At 46.3% G+C, this 17,011-nt stretch carries 12 protein-coding genes and 1 other RNA gene; 11 read left to right on the top strand and 2 right to left on the bottom strand.

Going from position 1 to position 17,011, the window contains the following annotated elements; all coding sequences use genetic code 11:
* Window positions 1–26: 26 nt before the first annotated feature.
* From recO to rnpB, 10 genes are all read left to right on the top strand, one after another.
* Window positions 27–782 carry a DNA repair protein RecO gene (gene recO, locus NYE58_RS28190; protein WP_341003594.1) on the top strand — a complete coding sequence of 252 codons (756 nt, stop codon included), beginning with the start codon at window positions 27–29 and terminating at the stop codon, window positions 780–782.
* 419 nt (window positions 783–1,201) lie between these two features.
* Entirely contained in the window at window positions 1,202–2,089 is an 888-nt protein-coding gene (glyQ, locus tag NYE58_RS28185) for a glycine--tRNA ligase subunit alpha (protein WP_036683820.1), read from the top strand.
* A complete protein-coding gene (gene glyS, locus NYE58_RS28180; RefSeq protein WP_341003593.1) occupies window positions 2,082–4,157 on the top strand; it encodes a glycine--tRNA ligase subunit beta in 2,076 nt (691 codons plus the stop codon). The genes glyQ and glyS overlap by 8 nt, the downstream gene beginning before the upstream one ends.
* Window positions 4,158–4,319: 162 nt before the next feature.
* Entirely contained in the window at window positions 4,320–4,799 is a 480-nt protein-coding gene (locus NYE58_RS28175) for a YaiI/YqxD family protein (RefSeq protein ID WP_076103766.1), read from the top strand.
* A gap of 24 nt (window positions 4,800–4,823) precedes the next feature.
* The gene (gene dnaG, locus NYE58_RS28170) at window positions 4,824–6,659 is read left to right on the top strand and encodes a DNA primase (RefSeq protein ID WP_232061436.1); all 1,836 of its coding nucleotides are present in this window, start codon (window positions 4,824–4,826) and stop codon (window positions 6,657–6,659) included.
* Between the two features lie 40 nt (window positions 6,660–6,699).
* The gene (gene rpoD / locus NYE58_RS28165; protein ID WP_036683799.1) at window positions 6,700–7,833 is read left to right on the top strand and encodes an RNA polymerase sigma factor RpoD; all 1,134 of its coding nucleotides are present in this window, start codon (window positions 6,700–6,702) and stop codon (window positions 7,831–7,833) included.
* A 110-nt stretch (window positions 7,834–7,943) separates the two neighbouring features.
* Window positions 7,944–8,768, top strand: a complete 825-nt coding sequence (locus NYE58_RS28160; RefSeq protein WP_036683797.1) for a hypothetical protein — start codon at window positions 7,944–7,946, stop codon at window positions 8,766–8,768.
* 5 nt (window positions 8,769–8,773) lie between these two features.
* The gene (locus tag NYE58_RS28155) at window positions 8,774–9,544 is read left to right on the top strand and encodes a tRNA (adenine(22)-N(1))-methyltransferase (protein ID WP_076192145.1); all 771 of its coding nucleotides are present in this window, start codon (window positions 8,774–8,776) and stop codon (window positions 9,542–9,544) included.
* Entirely contained in the window at window positions 9,520–10,635 is a 1,116-nt protein-coding gene (locus tag NYE58_RS28150) for a Nif3-like dinuclear metal center hexameric protein (RefSeq protein ID WP_076098536.1), read from the top strand. The genes NYE58_RS28155 and NYE58_RS28150 overlap by 25 nt, the downstream gene beginning before the upstream one ends.
* A gap of 64 nt (window positions 10,636–10,699) precedes the next feature.
* An RNA gene (gene rnpB / locus NYE58_RS28145) (RNase P RNA component class A) lies at window positions 10,700–11,102 on the top strand.
* Between the two features lie 1,196 nt (window positions 11,103–12,298).
* Here the strand turns inward: rnpB and NYE58_RS28140 are convergent.
* Complete coding sequence (locus NYE58_RS28140; protein ID WP_076185258.1) at window positions 12,299–13,519, bottom strand: aminotransferase-like domain-containing protein; 1,221 nt, start codon at window positions 13,517–13,519, stop codon at window positions 12,299–12,301.
* A 93-nt stretch (window positions 13,520–13,612) separates the two neighbouring features.
* On the opposite strand from NYE58_RS28140, the gene pdxR reads away from it, so the two are divergent.
* On the top strand, window positions 13,613–15,043 hold the full coding sequence (gene pdxR / locus NYE58_RS28135; protein ID WP_341003592.1) for a MocR-like pyridoxine biosynthesis transcription factor PdxR: 1,431 nt from the start codon (window positions 13,613–13,615) through the stop codon (window positions 15,041–15,043).
* 5 nt (window positions 15,044–15,048) lie between these two features.
* Here the strand turns inward: pdxR and NYE58_RS28130 are convergent, their stop codons facing one another.
* The gene (locus tag NYE58_RS28130; RefSeq protein WP_341003591.1) at window positions 15,049–16,983 is read right to left on the bottom strand and encodes a S8 family peptidase; all 1,935 of its coding nucleotides are present in this window, start codon (window positions 16,981–16,983) and stop codon (window positions 15,049–15,051) included.
* Between the last annotated feature and the right edge of the window lie 28 nt (window positions 16,984–17,011).

The following is a 17,011-nucleotide window of genomic DNA, read 5'->3' as shown; positions in this document are numbered from 1 at the left end:
CTTGCCGAATGGTTGGGGGAAGAGGCATGCTACACAGGGTGGAAGGGATCGTCATCCGCAGCATGGACTACGGCGAGGGGAACGCAATTATTACGCTTTGCACCGAGAACGCGGGAAAAGTAGGGGTTCTGGTGCGTGGCGCAAAGAAGGTCAAAAGCCGCCATGCTGCATTGATCCAACTGTTCACCGTTGGGGAATTTGTTTTTTTTAGAAATAATGGAGGACTTGGGACACTGAATTCTGGCGAAATTACGAAGTCGCACCATCCGCTGCGTGAGGATTTGATCAAAGCTGCTTATGCGTCTTATGCGTGTGAACTGCTTGATCGTGTTCTGCATGATGAGGAAACGGGAAGCTTCTGGTTTCGCCAGCTTACGGCCTGTCTTAATGCACTTGAAGAGGACAAGGAACCCGGCGTTATCATAAATGTCTTTGAAATGAAAATCTTACAGGCAGCCGGTTATGGTCCTGAATTCGATTCTTGTGTAATTTGTGGTGCCGAGAAGCCGGATGATCAACTGCTGGTCAGCCCTCGCCTTGGTGGAGCACTGTGCCGCAGTTGTAAACATAATGACCCTCCAGCCATGGAGGTCTCTGCTCGTGCGTTGAAGCTGCTGCGATTATTCGCCAGACTTGACCTGACTAGACTAGGCAATGTGGATGTAAAGGAAAGCAGCCGGGATGAGCTGAAAAAAATTATGCGGGCCTTTATAGATGTGCAACTCGGATTAAAGCTGAAGTCACAAAGTTTCCTAGACCAGCTCGACAAGTACAAGATTTGACGAAAGCTGATTTTTCCGTTACTATAGGATCAGTTTATTATATGATCGTCGTTATGCTCCAATTGGGGAGAGGCGTGCATTGATCGGGAAAGTAGTGGACTGTATTGTCGTTATTCAGCGAGCTGGGGGCAGTGGAAGCCTAGCGGGACAACGTTCATGAACATGGCACCCGGGAGTACGAATGCGGCGAATGAAAGTGGATTTCGTTCTTGTTTGGCAGTAAACTTGCTCATACAAGGTATGAAATCAAGTAGGGTGGAACCGCGGGAGAATAAGTTAAGCTCTCGTCCCTATGTCTGTTAATCAGGCATGGGGGCGGGGGCTTTTTGTTGCTGTCAGGAGCTAAAAGTGCCGCCTCCATGGTAGAAAGTTTTAGGCAAGCTGTTGTAAAAAACTTGTAAAGCGAAGGAGACGGTATTATGAACTTCCAGCAGATGATTTTGACACTGCAGCAGTTCTGGGCTGAACAGAACTGTATCATCGTACAGCCGTATGACACAGAAAAAGGCGCCGGCACGATGAACCCTATGACTTTTTTACGCTCGCTAGGTCCTGAGCCTTGGAGAGTGGCTTACGTAGAGCCTTCACGTCGTCCCTCCGATGGTCGTTATGGAGAGAACCCGAACCGTCTGTATCAGCATCACCAATTCCAAGTAATCATCAAACCCTCACCAGATAACATTCAAGAGATCTATTTGGATAGCTTGAAAGCACTCGGTATTGATCCGCTCTTGCATGACATCCGTTTTGTAGAGGATAACTGGGAGAATCCGTCACTGGGCTGTGCGGGTCTGGGATGGGAAGTATGGCTGGACGGTATGGAGATCACTCAATTTACTTACTTCCAGCAGGTAGGTGGCATCGAAGCTAACCCTGTTGCTGTAGAAATCACTTACGGGATGGAGCGCTTAGCCTCTTACATTCAGGATAAAGAAAATGTGTTTGATCTTGAATGGGTAAGCGGTATGACTTATGGTGATGTTTTTCATCAGCCGGAGTTCGAGCATTCTACCTACACTTTTGAAGTATCGGATGTAAAAATGTTATTCTCGCTGTTCAACATGTATGAAGAGGAAGCACGTAGAGCGATGGAGAAACATCTTGTGTTTCCAGCCTACGATTATGTGTTGAAATGCTCACATAGCTTTAATCTACTCGATGCGCGTGGGGCAATTAGTGTAACTGAACGGACTGGATTTATTACCCGAGTGCGTAATCTTGCCCGCTCCGTAGCGGCAACATATCTTGAGGAACGCGAGAAGCTTGGCTTCCCGCTGCTGAAGAAAGAAGGTGCTGACCGTGTCTAAAGATATCCTGTTTGAGATCGGTCTGGAGGAAATCCCTGCACGTTTTATCCGTGCTGCGATGGAACAGCTGCAAGATAGAATGTCCAAGTGGTTGGATTCTGCACGTATAAACCATGCTGGAGTTACTGCATATGCTACGCCACGTCGTCTCGCTGTATTTGTTAAGGACGCGGCTGAGAAGCAAGAGGATATTAGCGAAGAGGTCAAAGGACCTTCACGCAAAATCGCGCTGGATGCTAACGGCGACTGGAGTAAAGCTGCGCTAGGATTTGCCCGCAGTCAAGGTGTATCTCCAGAGCAATTTACATTTAAAGAGCTAGCTGGCGTGGAATATATTTATGCCACAAAAAATAGTGCGGGTGTAGAGACTGCTTCTTTGCTCACAGAAGGACTTCTGGGTATTGTAAATGCAATGACTTTCCCGAAGAACATGCGCTGGGGAGCTTACGATTTTAAATTCGTTCGTCCGATCCGCTGGATGGTTGCTCTTTTTGGTAAAGAGATCATTGATTTGGAAATTACGGATGTAAAAGCGGGTAATGTGAGCCGTGGACATCGTTTTCTCGGTACAGAGACTGTAATCTCGGAGCCTGCACAATATGTGGAGAGCATGCGTGCGCAGCATGTACTTGTGGATGTGAAGGAACGGGAAACGCTTATCCTGGCTCAAATCAACAAATTAGCTGAAGAGAAAAGCTGGACGATTGCGATTAAAGAAGATCTTTTGGAAGAAGTACTGTTCTTGGTAGAAACACCAACCGTGCTCTTTGGAACCTTTGATCCATCTTTCTTAGAGATTCCTCAGGATGTGCTGATTACCTCGATGCGTGAGCATCAGCGTTATTTCCCTGTTTTTGATGCAGCTGGCAAGCTACTGCCATTCTTTGTAACTGTACGTAACGGGAATGCAGAATCCTTGGATGTTATCGCTAAGGGAAATGAAAAAGTGCTTCGTGCTCGTCTATCAGATGCCAAATTCTTCTATCAAGAAGATCAAAAGATGAAGATTGACGATGCGTTAGCCAAGCTTGAAAACATTGTTTACCATGAAGATTTGGGCAGCGTAGGGGATAAGGTGCGCCGTATTCGCCAAATCTCTGATCGTCTGGCTGTGAAGCTTGGACTATCAGCTTCTGCTGTGTCCGAAGTAAGTCGCACTGCGGATATTTGTAAATTCGACCTTGTAACACAAATGGTTTATGAATTTCCTGAGCTGCAAGGAACAATGGGTGAAGATTATGCACGTAAAGCAGGCGAGCCTGAAACTGTGGCAAAAGCGATCTTCGAGCATTATCAGCCACGATTTGCAGGAGATGCTGTACCTTCAACAGAAGCAGGTTCAGTTGTCAGCATAGCGGACAAAATCGATACGATTGTTGGCTGCTTCTCCATCGGCATCATCCCGACAGGATCTCAGGATCCATATGCCCTGCGCCGTCAGGCTGCAGGTATTGTCCAAATTGTGCTTGAGCATAAATTGCCAATTACGCTGCGCGAAATTTTTGAAGCGGCGATTGAAATTCATGAAAATTCAGGAAATACGAAACATTCTGGAGATGAACTACGTATAAACCTGTACGAGTTCTTCGGTCTGCGTGTAAAACGTCTTTTATCTGACAATGTACGCTATGATGTTGTGGACGCTGTAACAGCGGCTGGTTTTGACGACGTGGTAGATGTTGTGGGCAGAAGCCGTGCTCTTATGGCTGCTGTGTCCGACCAAGCAGATTTCAAGATTACCGTAGATTCGCTTACTCGTGTCAGTAATTTGGCAAGTAAAGCAACCAGTGAAGTGATTGATCCTGCTTTACTTAAAGAAGATGCTGAATTGCAGCTTTTTAATACATGGCAGGAGCTTCACGCACCTTACCTTGAAGCTATGGCGGCAAAAAATGCCGAAGAAGCACTTCGGATTCTTTCGGGTCTAAAAGACGCCGTTACAACATTTTTTGATTCCGTTATGGTTATGGCGGAGGACGAGCAAGTGCGTGCTAACCGTTTGGCTCTGCTTGCTGGTATTGATGCTGACTCCAAGTCGTTCGCTGATTTCGCGAAGCTTGTCTGGTAATTTTAATCAAGAAAATTTGAATCTTATGGTATAGAATGTTGGTTTGGGGTATAAATATACGGAACGGTGCCAATGCGTCATTTGACATCCGTTCCGTATTTATGCTTAGAAAGAAGGATTTCTTGCGGAGAGGGCGTATATATATTACACGGGAAATTGGTGATGATCATGGAGAAGTCCCAGTCTAGAACGATAGTGGTGGATGGGGATGCTTGTCCGGTCAAAAAAGAGATCGCTGAGGTAGGTCGCACCTTTGGTGTTCCGGTACTTATGGTATCTTCTTATGACCATGCACTGAAAGCTGAAGAGGGTGTAACGGTTGTGCAGGTGGATCGAGGAGATCAGAGTGCCGATCTATATATTGCCAATCATATTACTGCAGGAGATGTGGTATTGACTCAAGATTATGGTCTTGCGGCACTTGCACTAGGTAAACGATGCAGTGTGCTTTCATTTCGTGGTCAGGAATACGACAATTTCAAGATGGATTTTATGTTGGAGGGAAGACATGCCAGGGCCGTTGAACGAAGACGGGGACATTATTCCAAGGGGCCAAAACCCATAACGGCAGAAGAAAAAACTTATTTTCAACATAAACTGACAAAACTTTTAATACTTTTGCAGGAGAATGTGGAGCAATAGCGAATTATATTTATTTGTTAAGAGATGAAGGTGGTTGAAGTGGCTAGCGGACACGGCAATATTCCGGAAGAGGTTATCGAAAGCGTGCTTGCGCGTCATGATATAGTCGATACAGTCGGTAAGGTTGTTCATTTGTCCAAGCAGGGGAAATATTTATGGGGCCTCTGCCCGTTCCATTCGGAGAAAACCCCTTCCTTTACTGTTACCCCCGACCGGGGAGTATTTCATTGCTTTGGCTGCGGTATGGGTGGAAATGCCATCAAATTTAGGATGGAAATCGAAGGATTAACCTTCCCCGAAGCTGTCAGAATAATGGCTGAAGAAAGTGATATTCCCGTTCCAGAAGGTAAGGGAGGTATGATGTCTCCCCCTGATCCGGAACGCGACCGGTTGATTCAAGCTTATGAATGGTCGGCAAAGTTCTATCATTACTTGCTGAAGAACACGGAACACGGCAAAGCCGCTATGGACTATTTAAGAGGCCGGAACTTCAGTGATAAAATGATTGACCAGTTTCAGATCGGATACGCTCCGGACCGCTGGGATACTTTGTTGCAGTTTTTGGAAAAACGAAATTTTGACCTTGCGGAAATGGAGAAAGGCGGACTTCTGTCAGCCCGCGGTGAGGGCAAAGGCTATTTGGATCGTTTCCGTGGCCGGATTATCTTTCCGATTGCCAACCGTACAGGCAAGGTAATCGCATTCGCCGGAAGAATACTTGGAGAGGGTCAACCTAAGTATTTAAATTCTCCGGAGAGTAGATTGTTTAACAAAAGCCGGATATTGTACAATTTGCACCAGTCCAAAGCATCCATTCGCAAAACTCGACAAATCGTCCTGTTTGAAGGATATGGAGATGTCATCTCATCCTGGGAAGCGGGTGTGCATAACGGCGTAGCAACGATGGGAACGTCCTTGACGGAGGGTCATGTGGCACTGATGAAAAGCCTGGCTGATGAAATTATACTGTCATACGACGGTGACCGGGCGGGACAAGCAGCAGCCATGAAAGCCATTCCGATGCTTGAAGGCAGCGGCCTGCGTGTAAAGATCGCCTTACTGCCAAGCGGGGTGGATCCGGATGAATTTATCTCCAAGCATGGAGGAGAAAGATTTAAAGATCAGGTTATTGATTCAGCAGTTTCATCCATAAAATTTAAGCTTATATATCTGAAAAAAAACCATATACTCCTAGAGGAAGATGGCAAAATCGCCTATGTCAAGGAGGCCTTAGAAGTTATTGCTTCACTGCATTCCTCAACAGAGCGAGAGGTTTATCTGAAGGAAATCGCTGCTGAACTCGAACTTTCCTATGATAGTTTGAAGCAGGATTGTAATTTACTTAGGGCATCGATGCAAAAAAACATCCCTGAAGGGGATAATAACGACAAAAGGTGGAATAATGGTAGGCATAAAAAAGGGCAGGTGCAGACACCGACCTTACTACCCGCTTATCATGTCGCGGAACGGCGTCTATTGTCCTTTATGATTCAGGACCCGGAAGCCGCCACGTATGTGGGCGAACGCCTCGGAGAAGATTTCAACATCGTTGATCATGCGGCAATTGCTGCTTATCTATATGCCTATTACGCGCAAGGCAAACCACCCGGCATTAGCCGGTTTCTATCATCACTTCAGGATGATCGTCTGGAGAAAACTGCGACATCAATATCCATGATGGATACCCCTCCGGACTGGAATATGCAGGTTCTAGATGATTGTATTCGTGAAGTGCGGAAATACCCACTGCAACGCAAAATGGAACAGAAGCGTGAAGAGATGATTCAGGCTGAAAAGTCAGGTGACTTTTTGCGTGCGGCACAAATAGCAAGTGAGATTATAGCCCTAGAGAGACAATGACATGTTGACAGGATGTACCTAGGGAGGAGGGAGTCGAATTATGGCGAACGATCAGCATACTGAATTGGAAGCAGAATTTACTTTGGATCAGGTTAAGGATCAGCTCATTGAGCAAGGTAAGAAAAGATCATCATTAAATTACAAAGATATTATGGAGAAATTATCGCCGTTTGATCAAGACCCCGAGCAAATGGAGGAGTTCTACGAGCAACTCAGTGATTTGGGAATTGAGGTTGTAAACGAGAACGATGAAGAGGTTAACAGCCTCCGACCAAGTGAGGATAATGAGGATAAAGACAGCGATGATTTCAGCTTTGATGACGATCTGTCGCTGCCACCAGGGATCAAGATTAATGACCCTGTCCGTATGTATCTAAAAGAAATCGGACGCGTTCCTTTGTTGTCGGCTGACGATGAAGTTGAGCTTGCTATGCGGATTAAGAATGGCGATGAAGAAGCTAAACGCCGGCTTGCAGAAGCGAACCTGCGTCTCGTAGTAAGTATCGCGAAACGTTATGTCGGACGCGGTATGCTGTTCCTGGATCTGATTCAGGAAGGTAATATGGGTCTGATCAAAGCAGTAGAGAAATTTGACCATAACAAGGGATTCAAATTTAGTACGTATGCGACTTGGTGGATTCGCCAGGCCATCACTCGTGCGATTGCGGATCAGGCGCGTACCATTCGTATTCCTGTACACATGGTGGAAACGATCAACAAGCTGATTCGGGTTTCTCGCCAATTGCTGCAAGAACTGGGACGCGAACCTTCCCCAGAGGAAATTGCGGCTGAGATGGAACTGACGGTGGAGAAAGTTAGAGAGATCATGAAGATTGCCCAAGAACCTGTATCCTTGGAAACGCCAATAGGTGAAGAAGATGACTCTCATCTAGGAGACTTCATTGAGGATCAGGAAGCATTGGCTCCTGCGGATGCAGCGGCTTATGAACTCCTGAAGGAACAGCTGGAGGATGTGCTGGACACGCTCACGGAGCGTGAAGAGAATGTACTTCGCCTGCGTTTTGGCCTTGATGATGGACGGACAAGAACGCTTGAAGAAGTCGGCAAGGTGTTTGGTGTTACCCGGGAACGGATCCGCCAGATTGAAGCCAAGGCATTGCGCAAACTTCGTCACCCTAGCCGCAGTAAACGGCTTAAGGATTTCCTTGAATAGTATTTCATGAACTGGACCTTCTGCTGCTCAGTGGCAGGAGGTTCTTTTATTTGAATTTACGCTGGTAAAAAATGTGTTGACCTTGTGTATCTGGAAAGAAGGATGAGCCAGTGAATTTGGAAAAACGCGACATCATTATAAAAGAGATTCAGTATTGGAGAAAAAGCCGGTTGCTGCCAGAGCAGTATTGCGATTTCTTAACCAATCTGTATGACGATGAGGATGCGAATAAGGATAACAATCCAATTTCGCTGAGAAATTTACAGCAGGGAAGCATCAAAATTTGGCTGTTTTCTTTTGGAATTATTTCCTTGATTTTCTTGATTAGTCTTTATTTTAGCGTTTTTCCCTGGCCTTTGCAACTTGCAACCGCACTATCTGTATTAATTATTTGTTATGGATACTCCGCCGTTTATAAGGACCGGAACAATGTTATCAGTCTTATCCTAGCGGGGCTGGGCAGTGTTTTAACGCTTGGTTTTGGGCTATGGCTGATTGATTTGCATGATCTGGATCCTCAGCTCTGGAGGCCTATTCTAATTGGGTGCTGCGGCTTGTTATGGTGTATTTTGGGATTTTTACTCCGGATAGGTTTGTTGCAGTACTGTGGTTTTGCTTTTTGGGCATTACTGTATGCAGGGTTCTTCGGTGGAAGAAGCCCGGAGGCCTCTATATTTGAACTGGAGTTCCTATGGCTGCCATTGTGTGTGCTGATGGTATGGTTAAGCTGGCTTTTGCATCATAAGGTAAGAGGTGTTGCCAGTGTTTATTTTGCAGTGGGAGTATCGCTTTGGATCATGCCAGAGCTTGACGCTCTTTTATTAAGACAGGATTATCCGCAGTGGATTTCATTGATGCTGATCCTAAAGATTGCAGCAGGGTTAGCTTTGTTGTTTGGGTTTCGAAAAAAATGGATAACGTGGGTGGCAACATGAACAATGTGAAATTATCAGATCGGCTTCAGCAATTGCTGGAGCAAATTCCGCAAGGAAGCAGATTAGCAGATATCGGTTCCGATCATGCCTTGCTTCCTGTGGCCGCTGTCGAAAGCGGTAAGGCTGTGTTTGCAATTGCAGGTGAAGTAAACCCGGGTCCCTTTGATGCTGCTTGTAAGGGCGTTGCAGAGGCTGGACTAGGGAAGGTGATCTCGGTGCGCCGTGGAGATGGCCTTGAGGTTCTGGAACCTGGTGAAGTCAATTGTATCACGATTGCTGGTATGGGAGGCGCATTAATTGCCGCGATTCTGGACCGGGGTCAAAGCCAGGGGAAGCTAAAAGAGGTTACAACCCTTTTGCTTCAACCGAATGTAGGCGAGGATATTTTGCGCCGCTGGTTATTAAATAATAAATGGGTACTCGTAGCTGAGAGAATATTGGAAGAAGACGGGAAGCTATATGAAGTATTGACGGCTGTACCAGAAAATACGGAAGCTGGAATTACAAATGAAAGTGTATATCGTGAATTAACCTTGGGGGATTCCGCTAAAGTCCTTGGGCAAGAGGCCTTGCTTCAAATGGGACCATGGCTGCTTCAAGCACCAAATGCTGTGTTTTTTGCTAAGTGGCAGGGTGAGATTCAGAAATTGGAAGGCATTTTAACATCGTTGTCACGTTCAGAACTCGAATCTGCTGAGCATAAACGGAAACAGATTCAAGGTCAGATCAGGGAAATTACGGAGGTGCTACAATGTTTGCCAAGGGACAAACAGTAATTCAGTATATGGAGCAACTGGCTCCTAAGCATTTAGCTGAGGATTGGGACAAAATTGGCCTTCAACTGGGCACGCTGCAAAAAGAAATCACTAATGTATTAGTTGCTTTAGATGTGAATGATGAGGTAGTTGAAGAAGCGATTCGTCTAGGCTGCAATTTGATTATTGCGCATCATGCGATTATTTTCCGTCCATTGCAAGGAATCCAGACAGACACACCGGCGGGCAAAATGTATGAAAAATTAATTAAGAATGACATTGCGGTGTACATCAGCCACACCAATCTGGATGTCACCGAAGGTGGAATGAATGATTGGATGGCTGAAGCTCTTGGCATAGAAAACGGAGTACCCATCAAAGACATTCACTCCGAGCAATTATCAAAGCTGGTAGTATTTGTGCCGAAGGATCATCATCAGAAGGTTCTGGATGCTATCCTGAATGCTGGAGCAGGGGCAATTGGCAACTATAGTCATTGCAGCTTCAATATCGAGGGATACGGTACTTTTATTCCAGGAGAAGGCACGGATCCTTATATCGGGGAAAAAGGTAAGATGGAACGTGCCGAGGAAATTCGTATTGAGACGATCGTCCCGCACTCCATCCGCAATAAAGTGGTGCAGGCTATGCTTAAGGCCCATCCTTATGAAGAGGTTGCCTATGATTTGTACTCAATGGATCTTAAAGGCCGCAGCTTAGGACTTGGGCGGGTAGGAAAGCTCAAAGAGCCTACAACCCTTGGACAATTCGTGGAGACGGTAAAAAAAGGCCTGAAGGTAGACCATGTACGGGTTGTTGGTGATTTGGACCGTCCGATTCGTAAAGCTGCCGTTCTCGGCGGCTCGGGTGGAAAGTATTATAACAGTGCTATTTTCCGCGGTGCGGATGTCCTGGTTACTGGGGATCTGGATTATCATACAGTTCAGGATGCTGCGCTCGCCGGAATCACTCTGATTGATCCGGGACATAATGCGGAGAAGATCATGAAAGAGAAAGTAGCGGAGTGGATGGCTGGAAAATTGGCCGAGCATAAGTATGATACAGCTGTGCATGCTTCGCAGGTGAATACGGAGCCATTTAAGTTCCTATAAAATTGCCATTTAATAATGCTTGTGCCAGACATGTGATGTCTGTATAATATATAATGTTGTTCGGAAAGTTTGACAGACAATCGCCGGTGACGTGAAGACGTCACGGGAGGAAAGTCCGGGCTCCATAAGGCAGGATGCTGGATAACGTCCAGTCGGCGCGAGCTGAAGGATAGTGCCACAGAAATGGACCGCCGATGGCTGCCTTAGGGCGGCACAGGCAAGGATGGAACCGAGGTGTAAGAGACCCCGAGGAACGCTGGTGACTTCGTTCCTGGTAAACCCCATCTGGAGCAAGACCTAATGAGACGCAGCTGAATAAGCAGCCTTAGCCTGAGGCGCGTCTAGGTTGGTCGCTGGAGCTGTGCAGTAATGTATGGCCTAGATAGATGATTGTCGCTTATGGTGGGAGGGTAGTTCCCGATCGAACCACGACGAGCACAGAACCCGGCTTACGGCAAACTTTCCTAACTGCAACGTTATAATAACAACACCATACAAACGGCGACGTATCCCGGTAACCCGGCTTACGCCGCCTTTTTTGTTGCAAACAAATGCGGATACGGCAAATATATAAAGCGGTGAATGCGATAACATGCAGGGATTTGGAACGTGATATGCAGAAATTAGACTTTTTAGAAGAATTGCTAGCGGCTGATGAGCTGACGGCTGATGGGCTGATGGCTGGTGGTTGATGAATAGATGGCTGGTGGTTGATGAATAGATGGCTGGTGGTTGATGAATAGATGGCTGGTGGTTGATGAATAGATGGCTGGTGGTTGATGAGCAGATGGCTGGTGGTTGATGGTTGATGGTTGATGGTTGATGGTTGATGGTTTGATGAGCTGATATGCTAACGGACCGAGATGCAGCTATTTGTGTATTTTATGCCTTTTTGGAGGAGTTTCGGACTGGAGAGCCGTTATTCGGCATAAACAGGGTGGATATCGGGCGTTTTGGATCGAATAGTGACTATGGGGTCCGATAGCAAACCAAATGAGCGGAATTGATGCAAATAAGAGCGCTGGGGTCCGATACAAACCTCCAGAACTCCAGAACTCCAGAACTCCAGAACTCCAGAACTCCAGAACTCCATGGTTACTTTGACGCCAGAATTAGACTAGTAGCTAGCAAAATGTAACAATGCGGAGCTTGGCTAATCTTCTGCGGAAAGATTGGTATCAGAAGCATCATATCAATAAGAACCTCTGGCTGTACTTCGCTGTGAAATCGGAGTTAGTTGAGTGGCAGATGAGTTGAGTAACTAGAGGATGTTTGGTGATGCGGAAAGCGAAATGTGGGAAATGGGACATTTGACGTGCAAATTTGCTGAATGCGAAATGAGATGTGTAGAAATGCGAATGTGGAAATACGAAATAAGCTGTACAGAGGCGCTGAATAATGGCAATTCGAAATGTGAAGAGCAAAAATTGCTGAATGTGAAATGTGAAATGTGAAATGTGAAATTACGAAATGAGCTATGTAGTGCCACAAAAGTAGAAATACGAAAATGAGATGTGCAGAAATGCGTAAATGTAACATTCTGCAAATGCGCAAAAGTGAAAGCTCAGAAATCTGCTCACAAAAAACGGCTTCCCCGTCCAATAAAGGAGGATGGAGAAGCCGTTTTATTTTGCCATCGTAGGTATTGATTACGAGCAGTTGTTTACGACCGAACGATGTTTTGATTTTGCTGCCATTGTACCAATGCTTTCTCTAGACGCTGGACAGCAACAGGAACTTGCTCTGGTGGCGTGTGTGTGAAGTTAAGGCGCATTTTGTTTTTGTGAGGCTCCGCTGAATAGAATACCTCTCCGGGTACAAACGCTACTCCGTTTTCCACTGCCAGCGGGAGTAATTCCTTAGTGTTAATCTCTTCGGAAAGGGTAAGCCATAGGAACATGCCACCTCTTGGCTCGAGGAAATGTGCTCCTTTCCAGTTATGTGATCTGAGTTCCGCGGACAGGAGCTTCATACGCGAATGATACTCTCTTGAGATGAGGCGGATATGCTGCTCAATATCAAAATGCAACAGCAGTTCATCTAAAGCACGCTGGTCGATGGTGCTGGAATGCAGATCGGCTGCTTGCTTTGCCTTGGCGATGGTCTTGATTAGTTCGGAATCGCCGATAATCCAGCCGGTGCGTAGGGCAGGGGCGACGATCTTGGAGAAGGTCCCTGTGTAGACTACACAATGATCCCCGCCGAAGCTTCTATCGATGGAGGCTAATGAGGGTGGATATAGAGTTTTATCTTCATCAAAGGTTATTTCTCCATAGGGATTGTCCTCTAAAATAAGAACACCGTAACGGCGGCAGATTTCAACCACCTTCTCGCGGCGTTCTTTACTCCAGGTTGCTCCAGACGGATTGTTGAAGGTCGGAACTGCGTATAGCAGTTTTGGCCGATGTATCCGAATCTGCTCTTCTAACTGATCCGGCAGAATGCCATGTTCATCATTTGGTATCGAATGAATAGCAGCCCGGTAAGAACCGAGCACTTGTAGTGCTGCCAGATAGGTGGGCGCTTCCACAAAAACTGCATCGCCGGGATCCAGCAATATTTTGCATAACAGATCTATAGCTTGCTGTGAGCCTGTAGTCAATACCATCTCAGAGGCTGTAACCGGGATGCCTTGCCGGGTAAGCCTTTCAGCGATTTTGTCACGTAGTGGAGTAAAACCCTCGGTAAGCCCATATTGAAGCGCTGAGGTGTCGCTGGAGAGCACACGATTATAGGCATCACGTACGGCCTCCAAGGGAAACAAATCCTCCCCAGGCAGCCCGCCTGCAAGTGAAATAATGTCATTGCCTTGTGTAACTTTTAGAATCTCCCGAACTGCTGATGATCCTAGATGATTGGCTGCCGTTGAGTATTTGATATCCATAAATTAGTTCTCCACCTTTCGATTTGATGCTATCATAATAGGAGTGCTGTATAACAGTAAAGCGTTGAATATAACAGTGGAGGTGAAGGGTTCATGCATATCGATTTGAATCGCAGCGGCAGCAAAACTCTGCCCCATCAAATTAGTGAAACCCTCAGTCAGCGGATCTCATCAGGACTGCTTCAGCAAGGTGTCCGGCTGCCCTCCGTTAGAAGTCTAGCTATAACCTTGAACGTGAGTCAGGTTACAGTAAGCAAGGCTTACGATATGCTTGAGAAACGAGGACTTATTTACTGCAGACAGGGTAAAGGGTGCTTTGTAGCCGATCCAACCCATAATAGACGTCAAGAAGAGGGTTGCTGGCAGGATTTATATGATGATTATTTGCCGCGGGCTCAGCTTTGGCGGAATTTTGATGTTTCAGAAGTGAAATATCCCTTTCATTTAGCCGCCATCCACAGTGAGCTGCTGCCACTTCAAGATATTGGTGACACCTATGCATCCTTGGTCAAAGAGCAACCGGAGCTTATGGCAACCTACGGGAATTTTCAGGGAGATCTTGAGCTGCGGAATGTCATGAGAGAACATTTGAAATCGCGTGGGATTTCACTCACTTCTTCCGATTTGATGATAACCAGCGGGACCCAGCAAGGCATTGATCTGGTGGCTCGTACATTTGTTGGTCCTGGAGATACAGTCTATCTTGAGGCGCCTAGCTATACTGGTGCTATTGATGTTTTTGCGGGACGAGGTGCAGAGATGATTTTTGTGCCTACGGATAGTGAAGGGATGCGAGTGGATGTTCTTACAAAAATGTGTGATCAAAGACCTCCAAAGCTAATTTATACCATCCCTACTTTTCAAAATCCAAGCGGTGCAACTATGAGCATCACAAGAAGACAACGACTGCTGGAATTAGCGCGCAGCTACCGTTGCCTCATTGTTGAGGATGACCCATTTAGTGATTTATATTTCCATGCACCACCACCTAGGGCGATTAAATCAATGGATCCCGATGGACATGTAGTCTATATGAAAAGCTTTAGCAAAGTACTTGCACCTGGTTGCCGAATCGCCTGTGTGGCTGCAGAAGGAAATATTCTGTCCCGGCTGATCGCCGCTAAATCTGCGAGTGATCTAGGAAGTCCCTTGCTGACACAGAAGGCCGTATTACCCTTCATCGCTGAAAAATACGACGCCTACGCAGCACAGCTACGAATTACACTCCGTGGTCGTATGGAAAAGGCGGCGAAGCTTCTGAAGCTGTACGCGCCGCCTGGAGTGAACTATATTCTACCAGAGGGAGGACTTAATCTCTGGCTGGAGCTGCCCCCTTCTCCTGATATTGCAAGCCTGCATGACTTGGCGGAGCAGGAGAGCATTTCTTTTTTACCCGGTGATGTCTGTTATTCTGCGGAAACGCCTTCCCGCCACATCCGTCTTTGCTATTCGCAAATGAAGGAATCGGAAATGGAGGAAGGGTTACAGCGGTTTCTGCGCTTACTTGGCCGGTTTTTGCAATGACACGGTTATGGGGTGTTATTTGTTCTTTGTTTTAATTGATTCATTTGCTGGCGTACATGTTGAGGAAAAAGCTGCAATGGAACTTGATTGCCGCTTGCCGCTTGTAGCGTTTTATAAATATCGACCTGACCCCAGCCAAAGTATTTATCATGGCCGGAAGTTCCCAGATCAACAGCGTTTTTGGTCATAAGGTCCATAACTTCCTTATTCGTCAGATTAGGATTCAGTGAACGTACCAGACCCGCCAGCGCAGCGACATGGGGACTGGCCATCGACGTGCCGGATAAAGCGGCATACTGGCTGTCCGGATAGGTGCTTGCGATGCTTTCTCCGGGTGCAGCGACATCAATATAATCGCCGTAGTTGGAGAAGGAGGCTTTTTCCCCTGAAGCATTTGTAGCAGCCACTGCAATCACTTCGGGATAAGCTGCAGGGTATCCAGGCCGTTCTGTATTATCATTGCCTGCTGCAGACACAAGCACGATGTCCCGGTCATAGGCGTATTTAATCGCATCATGGAGGAACTGCGAGTCGGCATAATTCCCTAAACTTAAGTTAATAACCTTTGCGCCATTGTCAGCTGCCCATATGATACCTTCTGCTACGGAATAAGTCGTTCCGGCACCTGAGTTATCTAGCGCTTTTACAGGGAGGATCTTATTGTACCAGCTGATGCCAGCTACACCTTCCCCGTTGTTAACAAGTGCGCCAATGATTCCAGATACATGTGTACCGTGACCTACATCATCCTCGGGTGTGGAACCATTGGTAATGGCATTATAGCCAGTCAAAAGCTTACCTTGTAAATCAGGATGATTAATCTGTACTCCCGTATCGACTACGGCGACAACCACTTCTTTGCTGCCTTTGGAAAGATTCCACCCTAGCTCAGTTTCAATCGCCGGGAGGTTCCATTGGTAAGTGGAGAATAACATGTCGTTAGGCGTTACAGTTCCTTCAGCGTTTTTAGTGATGGTATCATTGGTTAAATACATATAGTGAGGTTCCGTATACTCGGGATGCCATTTGTTGGTGAAATAGGATTTCAGCTGATAATAGGTCATCTTCTCAGAGCGAAAGATATAGGCATATCCCAGCTTGCGTGGCTGCTTGCAGTGGATATCGGCGGTTATCGTCTGGAGCTGTCCCTGAGTCGGAGCAGTTCCCTTAAAACGGACTACAATTTCATTCTCATAAAAATGGCTGGCATTTTCATTATCATGGCCGGTCTTGACTGTAATGTCCTTTAAGTTATCGGTATGGACTGATTCCACATGGTATTTGCCTTCCTTAGGATACGGAATGAGACGCAGGTTCTTCAGCTGATGGTCTGCCACACGCCCAAGCACCTTTTGGTTAATAAGAGCAATAATCCCTACATTTTTCTGTTTGTTCCGCTGAGCGATAAAGTAATATTTTTCTTTACCGATTGTAAACGTTGGAGATTCATAGGATTGATGACCGTGGATTGCTGATTTTGCCGTATTGAGATATTTTAGAAGCTGTTTGTTCTCCTGTTCGGTTCCTTTTGGAAAAGACGACTTAAAGGTCTCAGTCTTTTGTGTGCGGAAATCGATCCACATCAGCATGGAGATAAACCCGTGGTCTTGCTGCAATCGTTTCGCATACACTGATTTATCATGAATCGAAGACATCCCGTCTGTTTCAGACAGGAGTTTAGTTAAGTGTCTACTGACATCGACTCTATTCAGATGATCTGTCGCCTCCACATCCTGGCTTAAGGAGGTTTTCTTTAATGTTTTTTCCTGAGAGGGATTTGGAGGTGAATGCAAAGCTGAAGTTGGAGCCGGATTCTGAACAGCGACTTTTGCGACATCTCTGGTCGTCCCATTAGTGGCAGGGCGCAGGGCAAAGGTAAGTAACCCAACTGTAAAAGCTGCTGTAACCAAACCTGCAACTGTTAGATTTTTTCGTGACATGATTTCCGCTCCTCTATGCAATGTAATG

Origin of the sequence: Paenibacillus sp. FSL L8-0708, from assembly GCF_038009325.1 — a bacterium.
GTDB lineage: Bacteria > Bacillota > Bacilli > Paenibacillales > Paenibacillaceae > Paenibacillus_AQ > Paenibacillus_AQ odorifer.
This window is presented reverse-complemented; position numbering and strand designations above follow the sequence as displayed.